This window comes from Ligilactobacillus ruminis DSM 20403 = NBRC 102161 (assembly GCF_900113455.1).
GTDB lineage: Bacteria > Bacillota > Bacilli > Lactobacillales > Lactobacillaceae > Ligilactobacillus > Ligilactobacillus ruminis.
The window spans coordinates 56,336-73,097 of the sequence record NZ_FOPI01000007.1 but is presented as its reverse complement, the minus strand read 5'-3'; the positions used below and the strand labels follow the sequence as shown (position 1 = coordinate 73,097).

18 protein-coding genes and 1 tRNA gene are annotated in these 16,762 nt (G+C 42.9%); 13 read left to right on the top strand and 6 right to left on the bottom strand.

Annotated features, from left to right (window positions below):
- Window positions 1-368: 368 nt before the first annotated feature.
- From BMZ95_RS02755 to BMZ95_RS02745, 3 genes are all read right to left on the bottom strand, one after another.
- The gene (locus tag BMZ95_RS02755) at window positions 369-734 is read right to left on the bottom strand and encodes a hypothetical protein (RefSeq protein WP_014073844.1); all 366 of its coding nucleotides are present in this window, start codon (window positions 732-734) and stop codon (window positions 369-371) included.
- 105 nt (window positions 735-839) lie between these two features.
- Window positions 840-1,289, bottom strand: a complete 450-nt coding sequence (locus BMZ95_RS02750) for a universal stress protein (protein ID WP_046922749.1) — start codon at window positions 1,287-1,289, stop codon at window positions 840-842.
- 48 nt (window positions 1,290-1,337) lie between these two features.
- Complete coding sequence (locus BMZ95_RS02745) at window positions 1,338-1,649, bottom strand: hypothetical protein (RefSeq protein ID WP_022280126.1); 312 nt, start codon at window positions 1,647-1,649, stop codon at window positions 1,338-1,340.
- 202 nt (window positions 1,650-1,851) lie between these two features.
- On the opposite strand from BMZ95_RS02745, the gene BMZ95_RS02740 reads away from it, so the two are divergent.
- The 5 genes from BMZ95_RS02740 to BMZ95_RS02720 all read left to right on the top strand — a co-directional run bounded on the left by BMZ95_RS02740 (window position 1,852) and on the right by BMZ95_RS02720 (window position 4,146).
- A complete protein-coding gene (locus tag BMZ95_RS02740) occupies window positions 1,852-2,100 on the top strand; it encodes a hypothetical protein (protein WP_046922750.1) in 249 nt (82 codons plus the stop codon).
- A 12-nt stretch (window positions 2,101-2,112) separates the two neighbouring features.
- Window positions 2,113-2,394: a hypothetical protein gene (locus tag BMZ95_RS02735; protein ID WP_003694594.1), complete on the top strand. Its 282-nt coding sequence runs from the start codon at window positions 2,113-2,115 to the stop codon at window positions 2,392-2,394.
- A gap of 63 nt (window positions 2,395-2,457) precedes the next feature.
- A tRNA-Leu gene (locus BMZ95_RS02730) sits at window positions 2,458-2,541 on the top strand.
- A 355-nt stretch (window positions 2,542-2,896) separates the two neighbouring features.
- A complete protein-coding gene (locus tag BMZ95_RS02725; protein WP_046922751.1) occupies window positions 2,897-3,472 on the top strand; it encodes a hypothetical protein in 576 nt (191 codons plus the stop codon).
- Between the two features lie 89 nt (window positions 3,473-3,561).
- Window positions 3,562-4,146, top strand: coding sequence for an LOG family protein (locus BMZ95_RS02720; RefSeq protein ID WP_046922752.1), 585 nt, complete (start codon window positions 3,562-3,564; stop codon window positions 4,144-4,146).
- A gap of 354 nt (window positions 4,147-4,500) precedes the next feature.
- Here BMZ95_RS02720 and BMZ95_RS11720 read toward each other — a convergent pair whose 3' ends face one another.
- Window positions 4,501-4,665, bottom strand: coding sequence for an IS3 family transposase (locus BMZ95_RS11720; protein ID WP_014073838.1), 165 nt, complete (start codon window positions 4,663-4,665; stop codon window positions 4,501-4,503).
- A 145-nt stretch (window positions 4,666-4,810) separates the two neighbouring features.
- Window positions 4,811-5,353, bottom strand: coding sequence for a nucleotidyltransferase family protein (locus tag BMZ95_RS02710; RefSeq protein WP_014073837.1), 543 nt, complete (start codon window positions 5,351-5,353; stop codon window positions 4,811-4,813).
- A gap of 225 nt (window positions 5,354-5,578) precedes the next feature.
- On the opposite strand from BMZ95_RS02710, the gene BMZ95_RS02705 reads away from it, so the two are divergent.
- Complete coding sequence (locus BMZ95_RS02705; RefSeq protein WP_046922753.1) at window positions 5,579-6,784, top strand: acetate/propionate family kinase; 1,206 nt, start codon at window positions 5,579-5,581, stop codon at window positions 6,782-6,784.
- Window positions 6,785-6,820: 36 nt separating this feature from the next.
- Here BMZ95_RS02705 and BMZ95_RS02700 read toward each other — a convergent pair whose 3' ends face one another.
- Window positions 6,821-7,534 carry a GntR family transcriptional regulator gene (locus BMZ95_RS02700; protein WP_046922754.1) on the bottom strand — a complete coding sequence of 238 codons (714 nt, stop codon included), beginning with the start codon at window positions 7,532-7,534 and terminating at the stop codon, window positions 6,821-6,823.
- Window positions 7,535-7,816: 282 nt separating this feature from the next.
- Between BMZ95_RS02700 and BMZ95_RS02695 the strand changes: the two genes are divergently transcribed.
- The 7 genes from BMZ95_RS02695 to queA all read left to right on the top strand — a co-directional run bounded on the left by BMZ95_RS02695 (window position 7,817) and on the right by queA (window position 16,751).
- Window positions 7,817-8,020: a hypothetical protein gene (locus tag BMZ95_RS02695; RefSeq protein WP_039121598.1), complete on the top strand. Its 204-nt coding sequence runs from the start codon at window positions 7,817-7,819 to the stop codon at window positions 8,018-8,020.
- Window positions 8,021-8,628: 608 nt separating this feature from the next.
- Window positions 8,629-9,423, top strand: a complete 795-nt coding sequence (locus BMZ95_RS02685; protein ID WP_014073833.1) for a TIGR00282 family metallophosphoesterase — start codon at window positions 8,629-8,631, stop codon at window positions 9,421-9,423.
- Between the two features lie 20 nt (window positions 9,424-9,443).
- On the top strand, window positions 9,444-12,071 hold the full coding sequence (gene mutS, locus BMZ95_RS02680; RefSeq protein WP_046922755.1) for a DNA mismatch repair protein MutS: 2,628 nt from the start codon (window positions 9,444-9,446) through the stop codon (window positions 12,069-12,071).
- A 3-nt stretch (window positions 12,072-12,074) separates the two neighbouring features.
- Complete coding sequence (mutL, locus tag BMZ95_RS02675) at window positions 12,075-13,994, top strand: DNA mismatch repair endonuclease MutL (RefSeq protein ID WP_046922756.1); 1,920 nt, start codon at window positions 12,075-12,077, stop codon at window positions 13,992-13,994.
- A gap of 59 nt (window positions 13,995-14,053) precedes the next feature.
- Window positions 14,054-14,665, top strand: a complete 612-nt coding sequence (gene ruvA / locus BMZ95_RS02670) for a Holliday junction branch migration protein RuvA (RefSeq protein ID WP_014073830.1) — start codon at window positions 14,054-14,056, stop codon at window positions 14,663-14,665.
- A 20-nt stretch (window positions 14,666-14,685) separates the two neighbouring features.
- Entirely contained in the window at window positions 14,686-15,693 is a 1,008-nt protein-coding gene (ruvB, locus tag BMZ95_RS02665) for a Holliday junction branch migration DNA helicase RuvB (protein ID WP_014073829.1), read from the top strand.
- A gap of 14 nt (window positions 15,694-15,707) precedes the next feature.
- A complete protein-coding gene (queA, locus tag BMZ95_RS02660; protein WP_041820049.1) occupies window positions 15,708-16,751 on the top strand; it encodes a tRNA preQ1(34) S-adenosylmethionine ribosyltransferase-isomerase QueA in 1,044 nt (347 codons plus the stop codon).
- The last annotated feature ends 11 nt before the right edge of the window (window positions 16,752-16,762 follow it).

Below are 16,762 nucleotides of genomic sequence, written 5' to 3'. Positions count from 1 at the left end.
AAACCCGGATGATTTGCAGCTGATTGCAAACCTAATCCGGGTTTTTGTGTATACGTGACAATCGCCTGACGTGGTGGAAATAGTAAAAGGAATCGAAGACCGGCCTTTACGGACAAATCTAAAAAAAAGACGTTTTATCCGTAACCGAGGGCTGGCTTTTACGGGCAGATTTCAAAAATCGACGTTTTGCCCGTAAGACAGTCTTGACGCATTGATTGAGCAGGAGATGCTCAGCACTGCATTTGACAAAAAATTGTTTTCATGTAGCAAAATTGAAAAAATGCCAGGACAAAATCAGTCGACTCGTGACCTCCTTTGTTCGGCATTTAATTCAAGAGGAAAACGGGACTTTTTTTCCCAGGCTCTTTTTAACTATGTCTGTCCGCTCTGATAACGTTGAACGTCTGGGTGTTGTACTTTACGACAATGATATTGCAAACGGTGTACAACGTTAAGAAATATGCCAATTGGTTGAGCGTTCCTGCAAAAGCAAGTACCAAAGAGAGCACGAAAAAAATATTTCCGACGATGCTCCATTTTCTTCTGTCATGGTTTATTTTTTCAATTTCATTAAGTTCAAGAGATGACAAAGATTCAAACGGCTTGACTGCAACCGAGCTTTTGAGTTTGGCCAGATTCCAGCTTAGTCTGATATTATAGATTGTTAAAATTAAAAGCGCGACGTATACGAGCGTCGAAATCGGATCAAGTGACAAACTAATCGTTCCTTTCATTAACTAATCAAAAATCCTTGTAGAGAAGTGTAACTGATTTTTAGAATTAAAGCAAGTTTTGCAAAATATAAAAAAACTGGAATTAAGATTCCAGTTTTGAAGAGCTCATCTGGCAATGATGATGTCGCATGGAGCCGTTCTTGTAACATAGTCGGTAACTGATCCAAGGAAGAGTCTTTCAACCGGATTTGCGCCCGTGGGTCCCATGACGATCAAATCGGTACCGTGATCCTTGATGAATTCTTTGGCGATAACGCTTCTGGGAGAACCATAACGGACGTGCATCGAAACATCATTCAAGCCGGCCTTATGAGCGCGTTCGACAAGATCCTCCAAGTAGTCGCTGACGTCTTCAAATGCTTGATAAACAACGTCTCCGCTTGCATCAACCATACCGGCGAAGCTGACGGTAAACTGATTTAAGTCAATGACATTCAAAACATCAAGATGGGAATGGTTTCGTTTGGCAATTTCAACCCCGCGGTCAAAAGCAAGCTCTGCTGCCTTTGATCCGTCGACGGGTACCAAGATTGTTGTATACTTTTGTTCTGTCATATTGACCACTTCCTTTTAGAGGTTTCTTCCAAGTTCATTATAACATTTTTATCGATTTGCGTCAGAAGAACCGGTTTGTGCGACGATGAATCTGAAGAAACCGTTGCGGATTATTTCAAGCTGAAAAAAAGCATCCTTTTTGCCGTCCAAGTCTTGGTTGATGGCGACAAGCAGCTTTACATAGGCGGAATCCTCGTCATCAGACATATTTATTTCCGCATTGATCGAGCGCTTGAGTGACTTCAAAATCAGCTTGGCCTTATTGAAATCATCGTTTGACAGAATGTATTCAATTGCCCGCTGAGCTTCAGCACGGTACGTGCGGGCACGTTCGAGCTGATAAGGAGTTGTTTGTTTCATAGGGAGTCCCTCCTTTAGTGGTTGCGCTTACATTAGTATTGACTTCATCATACTTTATTTTTAAGGGAAATTCAATAAGCGGATGATATGAAATACAGCGTTCATTAATTTCAATGTGTTTTGAAAAATTATGAAAAAAGGTGTAGAATATAATTAAACACAAGGAAGGGTTTCCATCTTAATCCTAAGGAGGAATCATAAAATGGCGAAAGGATTTGTAGAAGAGCTTGTGGACAACGTAATTGAAAAAGATGACGAACAGACGACTTTTCGTGTTCCAAGCAAGCGTGAGAATTTGGTTTTAAGGGTTGATAACGATCTTCTTTCGAAGTTTTCAAACGGAAATGCCAAGCTTGAAAAGATGTTGCGGAACTTGTTGCGCAATCGTTCAGCTAAAAACAAGCGCGAAGTAATCAATATTAACAAACGCAACTACAAAATCTTTCTTTAAAGGGGGATGTCCATGTTTCTTACGACAGGTGAAATCAATCGAACGTACACCATCAAAGGAATCGTAAACGCCACGGTCAAAAAAGAACTGACATCGGATCAGTTGGATCAAGTCGATGAATTTGATGATTTGTATACTGAGGTCAAAGGAAAACTGATTGAGCGTGCCGTAGCCAAGGGCGGTGAAGGTATTATTGCGGTCCGCTTTGAGCCGCAAGTGGTAAGAGTTTCCGTTGGTCCGAAGTATTTGATGCTTCACGGATACGGGACCGTTATCGGATTTCCGAGAAAGTAACAAAAAAATGCTTGATTAATTTGGGTTAAAGTGTATAATGATAAGAGTAGTCACTTATCAGACGCCGCTGTGGCGGAATTGGCAGACGCGCAACGTTCAGGTCGTTGTTTGGGTTTCCAAGTACAGGTTCGACTCCTGCCAGCGGCATAGTGGTCCATAGGGGCAAAACGTTGTTGTTAAGTATAGTTGAAAAGCAGATTGTTGTTTTGTGTTTTCGACCGATAATTGGTAGCAATTATAATTATTGAAAGATTCAGATGCTTTAGAAGGTTATCTGAATTTTTTTGTATTAATAAAGTTGCAAAGACCGGCTGCTTAACAAATTGCGAATAAGTTTTTTGGATAAATAATTTCAGACTACAACGTTTGTATTAGCTTTCTATTATATGTGATTTAATGTTAGATATTTTTATGAAAAAAGTCGGAATTTAATGGTTAAATTCGTCTGAAGTTGCTCAATCTGTGCTATGCTAATACTAGTAGGTTACAAGAGGTGTTATTGGTGAAATATGTTAATGAAGCTTATGATTTTGTCAACCATGCCTGGTCAAAAGGTAAGATTCAGAAATTAATCGCACCGTTGGAAGGATTAGCATACTGCACGACGGTAAAAGGATTCAAAGAGGTTGGGTTAGGAGTTCAGCCAGAGGAGAGCAACTATTTCAATTTCTTTTATCCGAAGGGAAGGTTTCACGATTCTTTGTATGGGGATGATTTTCCGGCAGAAGATTTGGTAAGCGATTGTATTTGTGAGGCGGTCAAGCAATATATAGAGGGCGCAAATAGCGAATTTCATGTTCCTTTCGTCAGAATTTTGATTGATTTGATGAGCAACCCTCGTTTTACATATTTAGGGGATGGCGAAACGGAAAAGAAATATGTTCACGTCATACCTGATGACGACAATGCTTACTTGTTGGCATTAAAGGGCGAATTTTTGGCTAAGTTTCATTTTGGCAGCAAATCGGATGCTGATGATGAATATCGTGCAGAATTCACGTCGGAAGAGATTGATGAAATGCGCAAAATGAGTGATTTGGCGATTGACTGGTCCAAGGTCAATTACGAATCGGCATAAAAAAGCCTCGTTTCAGAAATGAAACGGGGTTTTTGCTTTGTCTCGGAAATGTTAGAATAATTGTATCATCATTAAAGGGGGAATATGACATGCCAGTCTTGGCAAATAAAAAAGTTTGCGTTTTTTGCGGGTCAAATGCAGGAGCCGATTCCGAAACACGGCAATTATTAAAGAAGTTGGCCGAGTATCTTGTTGAAAATGAATATACGCTTGTCTATGGGGGCGGTCGTCTTGGACTTATGGGCATGCTTTATGAAGAAGTTTCAAAAAGAAACGGGAAGGTTATCGGCATAATTCCTGAGATTTTGGAAGATCATGCGATTAAGCCGGTGGGTCAAACGGAACTGATTCACGTATCCGACATGTCCGACAGAAAAAAGCAGATGATTGAATTGTCTGATTGCTTCGTAGTATTTCCAGGTGGACTTGGAACGATGGAAGAGTTTTTTCAAACGTATTCGTGGTTTCAATTAGGAATTGTTCAAAAACCGATTATCTTGGTAAACATTGATGGCTATTATAATGATTTGATTAATTTTTTGAAGCATTCTGCCGAAACGGGCTTTATGCCAAAAGAAAACGTTGATGCATTGATTATCGGTGATGATTTGCCGGATTTGTTCAGCAAGGCAAGCGAATTCAAATATGTAAAGGCGAATAAGTGGCGTAATTAGCAAGGTGTGAAGACCAGCCGCTCAACAAGGCGGTAGATAAGGAGGGGCGCGAGTGATCAGCGCAAGCGAAGTCACGACGCGGCACGAACTTATCATGAGCCTTGTTGCTGGTCTGAGCCTGATTAAGGCAAGGTGTGGAGCCGAACGGTCAGCCCCCGCGTATCCAAGTTGCGCTTGCGACGGGTAAGCTTGTCTTGCCCGAGCAAGGGTGCTTGGGACAAGGGGGTTGTGAGGCGAAACCCGATTAAGACAAGGTGTGGAAGCGAGCGGTTATGAGCCCGTACGCAACCGAATAATGATTAAAATCCGTGCCATCATTGAAGTGCAATAAAAAAGTTAGACAAAATTAAACAATTAAGCTGTCAGGGCATGATTTCGGTACTCTACCGGAGTCATGCCTTTTGTTTTTAAAGAAACCCGTTCGTAATTAAAGAAATGGATGTAGTCTTGAACCATCATTTGAAATGCAGTAATGTCTTCAAATAACTGTACTTGGCCATAAAAATACCCCACAATCATTAGACTACTTTGTCTAACAATTATAGGGCACTTCATGGCGGCGCGGATTTTTTCTTAGTAAATGATTGATTTTTTGCTAAATTCAGCACTGTGCATCGCCTGATTAAGTCGGGGTTACGGGCAAGTGCGACCGTCAATCGGCAAGTTAGCCTAATTTCGAATTTTGAAAATTTGTCAGCCATTTTTTTCGTTCGATTCGGCGCTTGAATGCAAGTTCATCAATTGCTCCGGTAGGGACGATCGTTTCAGTGAACAAATAGTCCAGTCCATAGGGAGCAATTATCGAGTAGCTTCCGCCTAATTCGCGTGAAACGCCGACCGCACTGCATTTTTCAGGGAAATTGGCAATTGCTGCTTCAATCGTTGAACCATCAGGAGACTTGTCAGAGTGACGCTTTTTTAAACGAATATTTCGCAAGTCCCAAAGATACTTGGAATGACGCTGATTAAGCGTGCTTTGAATCGTCAGGTAATGTTCGTATGATTCGCCGGGATCGTTGTAGTAGACATCAAGGTTGTTTCGCAAAATAGAAGAAGGCTTGTTTTCCAGTTTATTCCAAACGAGTTCGCGAATTGAGCCCGCACACAGCGTTGCCTCTGTCAAATGATATCTGTCAAGAATATTGAAAATTTCCGTGAAATTTTTATCATGTGAAATCCAGTCAATTAATTGTTGTTGATGATCCATCATTGTTCCTCCATTCTCTCTATACTATTTTAACGAGGTTTTGTCTAAATAACCAGTCCAATAGCGAGAATTTAACAAAAATGAAGAAGGTCAGATCCCTTTTTTTAGCGAAAACGCTAATTCAAAAAATCAGTGAATTTTTTCACAAATTCAGTGTGTCAAGCGGCCGAAAATTTGTTATAGTAGAGATAGTGAATTTCTTAACAAAAGGGGGACGCTAACATTATGGATAAGGTCTTAGCAGTTAATTCTGGCAGCTCCAGTTTAAAATTCAAACTTTTTGAAATGCCGTCCGAAGCGGTAATTGCTTCCGGTTTAATCGAGCGGATTGCGATTCCTGGATCTCAAACGACGATCAAGTATGGAAACGGCAAAGTCTATAAGCATCAGGGAACCGTCAAAAATCATGGAGAAGCGGTCAATAACCTGATGGAGCTGTTGATAAGTTTAGGAATCATCGAGAAATATTCTGAAATTACGGGGGTTGGTCACCGCGTTGTTGCCGGTGGCGAGTACTTCTCAAAATCAGTCGTCGTGACGGATGAAGTCATTCAAAAAATAAAGAACATTACCGAACTGGCACCTTTGCACAATCCGGCCAATCTGATCGGGATTCAGGCGTTTAAGGAAATGTTGCCCGATGCTTGTTCTGTCGTGGTTTTCGATACTGCATTTCACCAAACGATGCCGGAAGAGAACTTTTTGTACAGCGTTCCCTATGAATGGTACGAAAAACTCGGCGTCAGACGTTACGGAGCGCACGGAACCAGTCACCGCTACGTTGCGGGCGAGGCTGCCAAATTGATGGGGCGTCCATTAAAAGATTTAAAGCTCGTGACGTGTCACCTTGGGGCAGGGTCTTCTCTTTGCGCAATCAAGAATGGCAAATCGTTTGATACGTCAATGGGATTCACGCCGCTGACCGGCGTGACGATGGCCACGCGTTCCGGTGACGTTGATGTTTCGATGATTGCTTTTGTCATGGATAAGCTTGGAATCAATTCGATCAGCGAGATGGTCTATACTTTGAACAAGAAATCCGGGCTTGCTGGAATTTCAGGAGTTTCATCCGATATGCGCGACATTTTGGCGGTATCCCATGCCAAGCATCGCGCACGTCTTGCAATCGATATTTTTGTCAAGGATATCGTCAAATATATCGGACAATATTATTTTGAGATGGGCGGAATCGACGGAATCGTGTTCACAGCCGGAATTGGCGAAAATTCTGCCGTCATCCGAAAGATGATCATGGAAAGACTCAGTTTCATGAACATTACGATCGATAATGAGAAAAATGAAGAGCAGGACGGCGCGACCGTTATTTCCGGTGAAGATTCAGCGATTACGATGATGAAGATTCCGACAAATGAAGAATTGATGATTGCACGCGACGTAATGGAACTGAAAAACAAAAAAAATAAGTGCTAAATAAAAAGCCTTGTCATTTTTCGACAAGGTTTTTTATTAATCCAAATAATTGCTAATATGGCTGTAAAACATTAAATCCGGCAAGAAATACAGCGTCTTTGAGTAGTCATAGGGCTGCTCGTTTTTTTGACAGTTGATTTCTTCAATCATGAAGGCGGAACTGCCAACGTCTTTTCCGGTCAGCTCGGCTTCTTCTTCGTTCAAGCGGTGAAGCGACATGTACTCGTCAGCTGTTTTGCTTGTAACCTGGAAGTGTTCTTTGATAAATGCAGAGATTGATTCGTTGCATATTTCTTCCGTCAGATAAGGAACAACGTCTTTTCTGTAAAATGATTCTTCCAGGCTGACGAGTTCATCTTTGCGTCTTCTGATGCGCTTGATGTGATAAACGGAATCTTTCGGATCGATTTTAAGATAGCTTCCGATCGTTTCGCCGGCAAGAATCGTTTCAAAAACCAAAATTTTGCTTAGAATCGCATCTTTTTCCTCTAAGTCGTGCAGACCGTTTTTGTTGGCCATGTTGACGATGTTTGCCTGATTATGAAGCGGGTGATTGATGAAATAGCCGCTTCCTTGAATTCTGCGCAAAAGTCCCTGATTGTAAAGAACGTTTAAAGCATTGCGAATCGTATTGCGACTGACGGAATACTCTTCCATCAGTTTTCCTTCGCTCGGCAGCTTTTTATCATATTCATGGGCTTTGATTTTGTCGGCTAAATTCAGTGCGACTTCTTGATATTTGAGTGCCAAAAGAACCTCCTTTTAAAAAGGGTATTAATTAAATTGATACCAACTAAATTAATTATACATGAAAACGTTCGCATTCGCAACTGCAACCCTCACATTTCATGAGTATAATCTGAAAATTATAACAACTATTTGTTAATTTGTAAAGATATGTCAGCTTAGTTTCCATCGAAACAAAGTAACCAATTTGTAACAGAAACGTAACAGAAAGGGGTTAACAAATAAGGATAAAAGTGTTAAATTGTTCAAGTTAAGACTTTTATATGTTTTTAGGAGGCTTTTATCATGGGCAACAAGCTTGATATTTTAAACGATTACCAAGTTGCGGAAAAGAAAGCTGCTGAACTCAGCAACGTTTGTGCCAAGCTGCATGACGGCGGTCGTACTCAACATCTGCAATCTGCTTACGATGAGAAACTTAGAAGCGTAGAACTTCAGCGCGATAACTTGGGGGTTATTTTAGAGGCAATTGATGCTGCTGAAGATTAGTTATGATTTAAAAAAGATAATTTATGGTTTTTGGAATTTCTCCAAAAACCTTTTTGCTTTGTAATTCGACTTTTTGAATGCAAATTCCTTGAGGCCGGGAAAAGTTATGCCTCAAATTAAAAAACCGGATCAGATTTGCAATTGATGCAAATCATCCGGTTTTTTTGCGTATGCATGACAATCGCCTTTCGTGACGGAAATAACCAAAAATATTTTGGCGATAAATTTGACTGAGAGCTCGGTGTGCTGATTTATCAGGCGCTGCATTTGACAAAATCACTGCCGTTTACGGACACATCGATAAAAAATGGATGTCCGTAAATTTGAGTGAGATCTTGGCGGAATTTATTGAGCATCGTTGCTTCTAAAGAATGGTTTTTTACGCAAAAAAATTGAAGAAACGTCTTACGGATTCAAGCGAAAATCGACTGCCTTCGTTCGACATTTTATTTAATTCAAGAGATGAACGGACTTTTTCTCATCCTCTTTTTAATTTCGGGATGAGTTTTCCCCCGGATCTTTTAGCACCACTTTTTTTGAATGGTGATTAATGTTAAGATAAAGGTATCTGTACAGTCAAAATGACGTTAGAAGGGAACGTATTTTAGATGCGAGTTATTTTTGTTGGCGACGTCGTTGGAACCTCAGGCACGAAAATGCTTGAAGAATATTTACCGCAGTTGAAACGCAAGTATCGACCGCAGCTGACCATCGTAAACGGTGAAAATGCGACAAGGGGTCGCGGAATTAATGAAATATTTTATAAAAGACTGATGAAGGCCGGAGCCGACGTGATTACGATGGGAAATCATACTTGGGACAACCTTGAAATTCAACATTTTATTTCAGATGCCAAGAATTTGATTCGACCGCTGAATTTTTCAAAAGGAAAAGTTCCGGGAAAAGGTTGGATGATTCAACGGGTCAATGACAAGAAAATTGCTGTCGTCAACGTTCAGGGGAGAGTATTTATGAACCCTTCAGACGATCCGTTTGCGGAAATGGAAAAACTTTTGGACAAGATTTGTGTCGACTACGTTTTTGTTGACTTTCACGGAGAAACGACGAGCGAAAAAGAAGCCTTCTCATGGTATTTTGATGGACGAGTTTCAGCCGTGATCGGTACTCATACTCATGTTCAGACCAATGATGCAAGAATTTTGCCGAACGGAACAGCATATCTTTCTGACGTCGGTATGACCGGTCCTTATGACGGTATTTTGGGGATGAAACGAAAAAACGTGATCGAGCGTTTTCTGACGCAGATGCCGACGCGGTTTGAAGTTGACGAAGATGGGCGTCAGACGCTTGGCGCTTGTGTGATTGATTTGGATGATCGTTCTAATAAAGCAAAACGGATTACCCCCATTTTGATTAATGACGATCATCCGTTTTTCCAGTAAAAACGGACGGAGGATTTTTAATGGCTAAAAGTCAAACTGAAACACCGATGATGAAACAGTATTTGGAAATTAAAGAACAGTATCCGGATGCTTTTTTGTTTTACCGATTAGGCGATTTTTATGAAATGTTCAATGAGGATGCGGTCAAAGGCGCACAATTGCTTGAGCTTACTTTGACAACGAGAAACAAGAAATCAAAAAATCCGATCCCGATGTGCGGCGTCCCGCACCATGCCGTGCAAAACTATATTGATATCCTGATCGACAAGGGATACAAGGTCGCAATCTGTGAACAGATGGAGGATCCAAAACTGGCAAAGGGCATGGTCAAGCGAGAGGTCATCCAGTTGGTGACCCCTGGGACAAATATTGACATGCGAACCGGAGAAGCGGGGGAAAACAACTATCTGACCGCACTTCATGAACAAGACGGAAAATACGGGTTTGCTTATGCCGATCTTTCAACCGGTGAGTTGAGATGTTCTATTTTAGAAGATGACGACAGTCTGCTCAATGAAATGATCAGTTTGAAAACAAAGGAAATCGTGATTGATGAAAGCGTTTCTGAAAAAACGGTTGAAAAAATCAAGAAGCTTCGCGTGCTTGTTTCCAGTCAAGAAAGCGTTGAACCGGCGTCAGAACTATCATATGCAGTTCAAGACGTTGAATCGGATCTTGAAAAAGAAGTTTTGAATCATCTGCTGACGTACGTGAAAAAGACCCAGAAAAGAACGCTTGCGCATCTTCAAAAAGCCGTTCACTATGAACCGGCGTATTTTTTGAAACTGGATCGTTATGCAAAACAAAATCTTGAGCTTTTGCAAAACGCACGGACCGGGAAAAAATCCGGCACGCTCTTGTGGCTGTTGGACGAAACCAAAACGGCCATGGGTGCCAGACTTTTAAAACAGTGGATCTCTCGTCCTTTAATCAATCCGGCACAAATCAAGGAGCGTCAACTGATCGTCAACGATCAGCTGGAACATTATTTTGAACGTTCAAGTCTGCAGGATGAGTTAAAACAGGTTTATGACATTGAACGACTGGCAGGACGCATCGCTTTTGGAAACGTCAACGGACGAGATCTGATTCAGCTCAAGACATCTCTTGCCCACGTTCCGCAGATCAGGTACGTTTTGGAAGAGCTCAACGAGCACGGAATCTATGACGGGATTTTAGCGCGCCTTGATCCTGTCGAAGACGTCTTTGAGCTTTTGGATCGGTCAATTGATGAAGAACCGCCGATTTCGGTGACGGAAGGCGGCGTGATCAAGCCTGGATACAATGAAGAGCTTGATAAATACACGGATGCAATGAAAAACGGCAAGCAATGGCTGGCTGAACTGGAAGCAAGCGAGCGTGAAAAAACTGGCATTCATAACCTCAAAATCGGGTTCAACCGTGTATTTGGCTATTATATCGAAGTCTCGAAAGCAAACGTAGCGAAACTTCCTGAAGGTCGATATGAAAGAAAGCAGACTCTGGTCAATGCCGAAAGATTCATCACGCCCGAATTAAAAGAAAAAGAGGCACTGATTCTTGGAGCGGAAAGCAAGACGTTTGAACTGGAATATCGTTTGTTCGTCGAAGTCAGGGAAAAGGTCAAAAAGCAGATTGAGAGGCTGCAAAAACTTGCAGCAGCCATTGCCGAGCTCGATTGCCTGCAAAGTTTCGCAAGCGTCAGCGAAGATAACCATTTTGTTTGTCCGACGCTTGTTTCAGACAGTCACGATCTTGAAATCAAAGCAGGGTGGCATCCCGTCGTTGAACGCGTTTTGGGCAAGCAAAGCTATGTGCCGAATGATGTTTCAATGCCGGAAGGACGCGATATTTTGCTGATTACCGGACCCAACATGTCAGGCAAGAGCACGTATATGCGACAGCTGGCTTTGACGGTAATCATGGCTCAGATCGGCTGCTTCGTACCTGCAAAGGAAGCAAAGATGCCGATTTTTGACCAGATTTTTACTCGCATCGGTGCAGCCGATGATTTGATTTCAGGTGAATCGACGTTTATGGTCGAAATGAAAGAGACGAATGAAGCTTTGCAAAACGCTTCAAAGAACAGCTTGTTATTATTTGATGAAATCGGACGCGGAACGGCAACTTACGACGGCATGGCGTTGGCTCAGGCAATTATCGAATACGTTCATGACAACGTGCAGGCTAAAACGCTGTTTTCGACGCATTATCATGAATTGACCGTGCTTGACGAAGAACTTGAGCATCTGGAGAACATTCATGTCGGAGCCGTCGAAAAAAACGGTGAGCTTGTTTTTCTGCACAAAATGAAGAAAGGTCCGGCCGATCGTTCATACGGGATTCACGTTGCAAAACTTGCCGGAATGCCGGAAAAGCTGCTTGAACGGGCCGATGTAATCTTGAAGAAGCTTGAAAGTACTTCTGAAACGCACGCGGAAACACAAAAGACGACCAAAACCGAGCCGATTGATGAACTCAGCGTTTCTGAAGGAGACGTTCAGCTTTCGCTTTTCGAAGAACCGGCTGAAAAAAAGGAAAGCACAAAAATAGGCAGGAAACAGTCAAAGATCGTTTCAGAATTGGAAAAAGCGGACTTGATGTCTTTAACGCCGATGGATGTGATGCTGATGGTCCACAAATGGCAGCAAGAATTGAAGAAGGGATGATGAATGGCAGAGATTCACGAACTGTCTGCCGTTTTGGCAGATCAAATTGCCGCAGGCGAGGTCGTTGAAAGACCGGCTTCGGTTGTAAAAGAACTGGTTGAAAATGCCCTTGATGCCAAAGCGGCACAGATTACGATTGAAACAAAAGAGGCAGGCCTTGAAATGATCAGAGTGACTGATGACGGTGAAGGAATCGAGGCAGACGATGTCGAAACGGCGTTTAAACGGCATGCCACGAGCAAAATCACCAGTCGAGAAGATCTTTTCAGGGTGGCCACGTTAGGTTTTCGCGGCGAGGCCCTGCCTTCAATCGCATCCGTTTCGGACGTTGTTTTGATGACCGCTCATGCAGGCGATGAAACTGGAACGACGATTCATATCAAGGGCGGAAAAATCGTTTCAAACGATGCAAGTCAGCTCAGAAACGGAACGCAGATAACCGTCAGCAATCTGTTTTTCAACACGCCGGCTCGTTTGAAATACCTTAGCTCGCTTGCGACGGAGCTTTCGCACGTTTCGGATATTGTGAATCGCCTGGCTTTGAGCCATTCGGACGTGGCATTTGTTTTGAAAAATAATGGCAAGACTCTGCTCAAAACAGCCGGGAACGGAAATCAAAAGCAGACTTTCAGCGCAATTTACGGGGTGAAGTCAGCAGCAAAGATGATTTATTTTAATGCCAAAGACCTGGATTTTGAAGTAGACGGAATGGTGTCATATCCGGAATTGACGCGGTCGAACAGAAACGGCATCAGTCTGATGATCAACGGACGCTATATCAGAAATTTCAAGCTGACAAAGGCAGTTTTGAACGGCTACGGATCAAAGCTGATGGTCGGGCGCTTTCCTTATGCTGTCATCAATATCAGGCTTGATCCGCTTCTTTGTGACGTCAACGTCCATCCGACGAAGCAGGAAGTCAGAATCAGCAAGGAACCTCAGCTTGAAAAATTGATTTCTGAAGGAATTTTTGCACGTTTGTCACAGGAAAATCTGATTCCGAATGCCGTTAAAAATCTCAATCATTCTAAGCGAACCGGATTTTCAGGCGAGCAGACAGACCTGTTGGAGAAATCTCCGAAGTATAAAGGTCCGGTTTCGGCTGAAGTTACGGCAGCTTTGGTCGGGGAAAGTCTTGATGATAAACTTGATGGAAAGCAAAACGTGCTTGCAAAAGACGTTAGGCCAATCGTGATTTCAAAGCGCACCGACCTTGAAAAAGCCGAATTGAAGATTTGGGATCAAAAATACATGCAAAGGAAAACGTCCGTAAAAGACCAGGAAATTTCTGCGGAATCTTCCAAAAAAAGGTTTCCGGAATTGCGTTATATCGGTCAGATGCACGGAACGTATCTTTTTGCAGAATCAGAAGACGGACTTTATATCATTGACCAGCATGCCGCTCAAGAGCGTTGCAAGTATGAGTATTACCGGACTGAAATCGGAAACGTTTCTTCAAATCAGCAGCGTCTGCTGGTGCCGATCGTGTTGACCTACCCGACGACCGATGCTTTAAAAATTGAGGAAAATCTTGATAAGCTTGCAAATCTCGGCATTGAATTGGAAGATTTTGGAAAAAACACGTATATTTTAAGGCAGCATCCGACATGGTTCAAGCAAGGCGAAGAAGAAGAAATCGTGCGTGAGATGATTGACATGTTTTTAAACGACGACAAATTGACAGTGGCAAAATTCAGGGAAAAAACCGCCATCATGATGAGTTGCAAACGTTCGATCAAAGCCAATCATCATTTGGAAGAAGAACAGGCGAAAGTTTTGCTCAAAAAACTTTCAACGTGCGAAAATCCGTTCAATTGTCCGCACGGACGGCCTGTTTTGGTTCATTTTACTTCAAAGGACATGGAGCATATGTTTAAGAGAATTCAGGACCCGCATCAAACGGGATTTAATGACGAATTATAAGCAAAAAATGCAAAAATATGTTACTATTATATGCGCAAGTTTAGAAGTGAGGATATGCAATGTATGAATATTTGATAGGCACGATTACGCAAGTTTTTCCCGCATATATCGTTGTTGAAAACAACGGCATCGGTTATCTGATCAATGTGGCCAATCCGTTCAGGTTCAAATCAGACGAAACTAAAAAGGAAAAAATTTATTTGCACCAGATTGTCCGCGAAAATGAAATCGTGCTATATGGTTTTTCTGATTTCAATGAAAAACAGCTTTTTTTGAAACTGATCAGCGTTTCAGGCATTGGGCCGAAGAGCGCACTTGCGATTTTAGCCAATGAGGATCACAACGGGTTCGTTTCAGCGGTCAATAACGATGACGATGCTTACTTGACCAAGTTTCCCGGAATCGGCAAAAAAACTGCCAAGCAGATCATCTTGGATCTCAAAGGCAAGCTTGGAGGACTTGAAAGCGGCAAGCCGCTTAAGGGACAACAAGATTTGGAAATCGTTGCAGAGCAGACATCCCCATATTTGAAAGAGGCACTGGAAGCGCTGCTTGCATTAGGGTATACGAAAACGGAAGTCAAAAAGACCGGCAGGAAGCTGTTGGACTTTAAGGGTGATTCAACCGATGAATATTTGAGACAAGCGTTGCGGTTGATGATGAACAAATAATTTTAACGGGAGGAGTCCATGTGACTGAAGACAAGCGAATCGTTTCGGGAGAAAATCTTGACGCAAGCGAACAAGCCGACTTGACGCTTCGTCCAAAGACTTTGAAAACATATATCGGACAAGAAAAAATCAAACGCGAACTTTCCGTTTATATTGCAGCAGCGAAACAACGGGAAGAATCGCTTGACCATGTTCTTTTATACGGTCCTCCCGGCTTAGGCAAGACCACGCTCGCCTGCATCATTGCCAATGAAATGCAGGTCGGCATCAAAACGACGACCGGTCCGGCAATTGAAAAGCCTGGCGATTTGGTGGCGCTTTTGAATGAACTGGAGCCTGGTGACGTTTTGTTCATCGATGAGATTCATCGTCTTCCCAAAAACGTTGAGGAAATTTTATATTCGGCGATGGAAGACTTCTACATCGATATTATCGTCGGACAGGATTCGTCGGCTCATCCGGTCAGATTTCCGTTGCCGCCGTTTACTTTAGTCGGGGCAACCACGAGAGCCGGAATGCTTTCTGCACCTCTAAGGGCACGTTTTGGAATCGTCGGTCACATGAATTATTACGAAGACGATGAGCTGACGCGGATCGTTCAGCGTTCAGCAGCTGTTTTTGCGGCTCAGATCAGTGCTGACGGAGCGTTTGAAATAGCGAGACGTTCGCGCGGGACTCCGCGCGTCGCCAATCGGCTTTTGAAACGCGTGAGAGATTTTGCCGAAGTTGCGCATAAAGATGAGATTGATACGCAGATCGTGTGCTATGCTCTGGATTTGCTTAGAGTCGACCAGTGCGGTCTGGATGACACGGATCGCAGACTTTTGAGAACAATGATCGAATTATACGGCGGAGGTCCGGTCGGACTGGCGACTTTGGCCGCCAATATCGGCGAAGAAACGGAAACGGTCGCTGATATGATCGAACCATACTTGATGCAGCGCGGTTTCATCAAGCGAACTCCAAGAGGTCGCATGGTGACGCCACTCGCATACAAGCATTTGAACTTGAAAATTGATAATAATTGAGAAGGGTGACTATTTTGTCAGAAAAACACTTAACGACTGAAGACTTTGATTATGATTTGCCGCAGGAATTGATTGCGCAGACTCCTTTAAAGGAACGAGATCAATCGCGTCTGCTCGTGCTTGATTCAAAGACGGGCAAATATCAGGATGATTATTTTTATAACGTCATCGATCGTTTGAATCCGGGAGATGCCCTGGTTATGAACGATTCTCGCGTCATGCCGGCCCGTCTTTACGGAGTCAAGCCTGAGACCGGAGGACACGTTGAAGTCTTGTTGCTGAACAATACTGACGGAGATAACTGGGAAACGCTCGTCAAGCCTGCCAAACGTGCAAAAGTCGGTACGGAAATTTCTTTTGGCGACGGCAAGCTGACTGCAACCGTAACGGAGGAACTGGAGCATGGCGGCAGGATGATCGAATTTCATTATGACGGCATTTTTATGGAAATTCTCGATCAGTTAGGAGAAATGCCGCTTCCTCCTTATATCAAGGAAAAGCTTGACGACCCTGAAATGTATCAGACGGTATATTCAAGAGAAATCGGCTCTGCTGCTGCGCCGACTGCCGGACTGCATTTTACAAAGGAATTACTAAAAAAAATTGAAGACAAGGGCGTAAAACTCGTTTATCTCACGCTTCACGTCGGTCTTGGCACGTTCCGTCCGGTCAGTGAAAAAAATATCGAAGATCACAAGATGCACAGCGAATTCTATCGTTTGACGGAGGATGCCGCTAAAACGTTGAATGAAGTCAAAGCAAACGGCGGCCGCATCGTTGCAACGGGGACGACTTCAATCAGAACGCTTGAAACGATCGGGACGAAATTTAACGGTGAAATTCGTGCCGACAGCGGTTGGACTGATATTTTCATCAAACCAGGCTATAAATGGCAGGTCGTTGATGCATTCATTACGAATTTCCACTTGCCGAAGTCGACTTTGGTAATGCTCGTTGCATCATTTACGGGACGCGAAAATATTTTGAACGCATATCGCCATGCCGTTTCAGAGAAGTATCGTTTCTTCAGTTTTGGCGATGCGATGTTTATTTATTGATACGGAGGAAT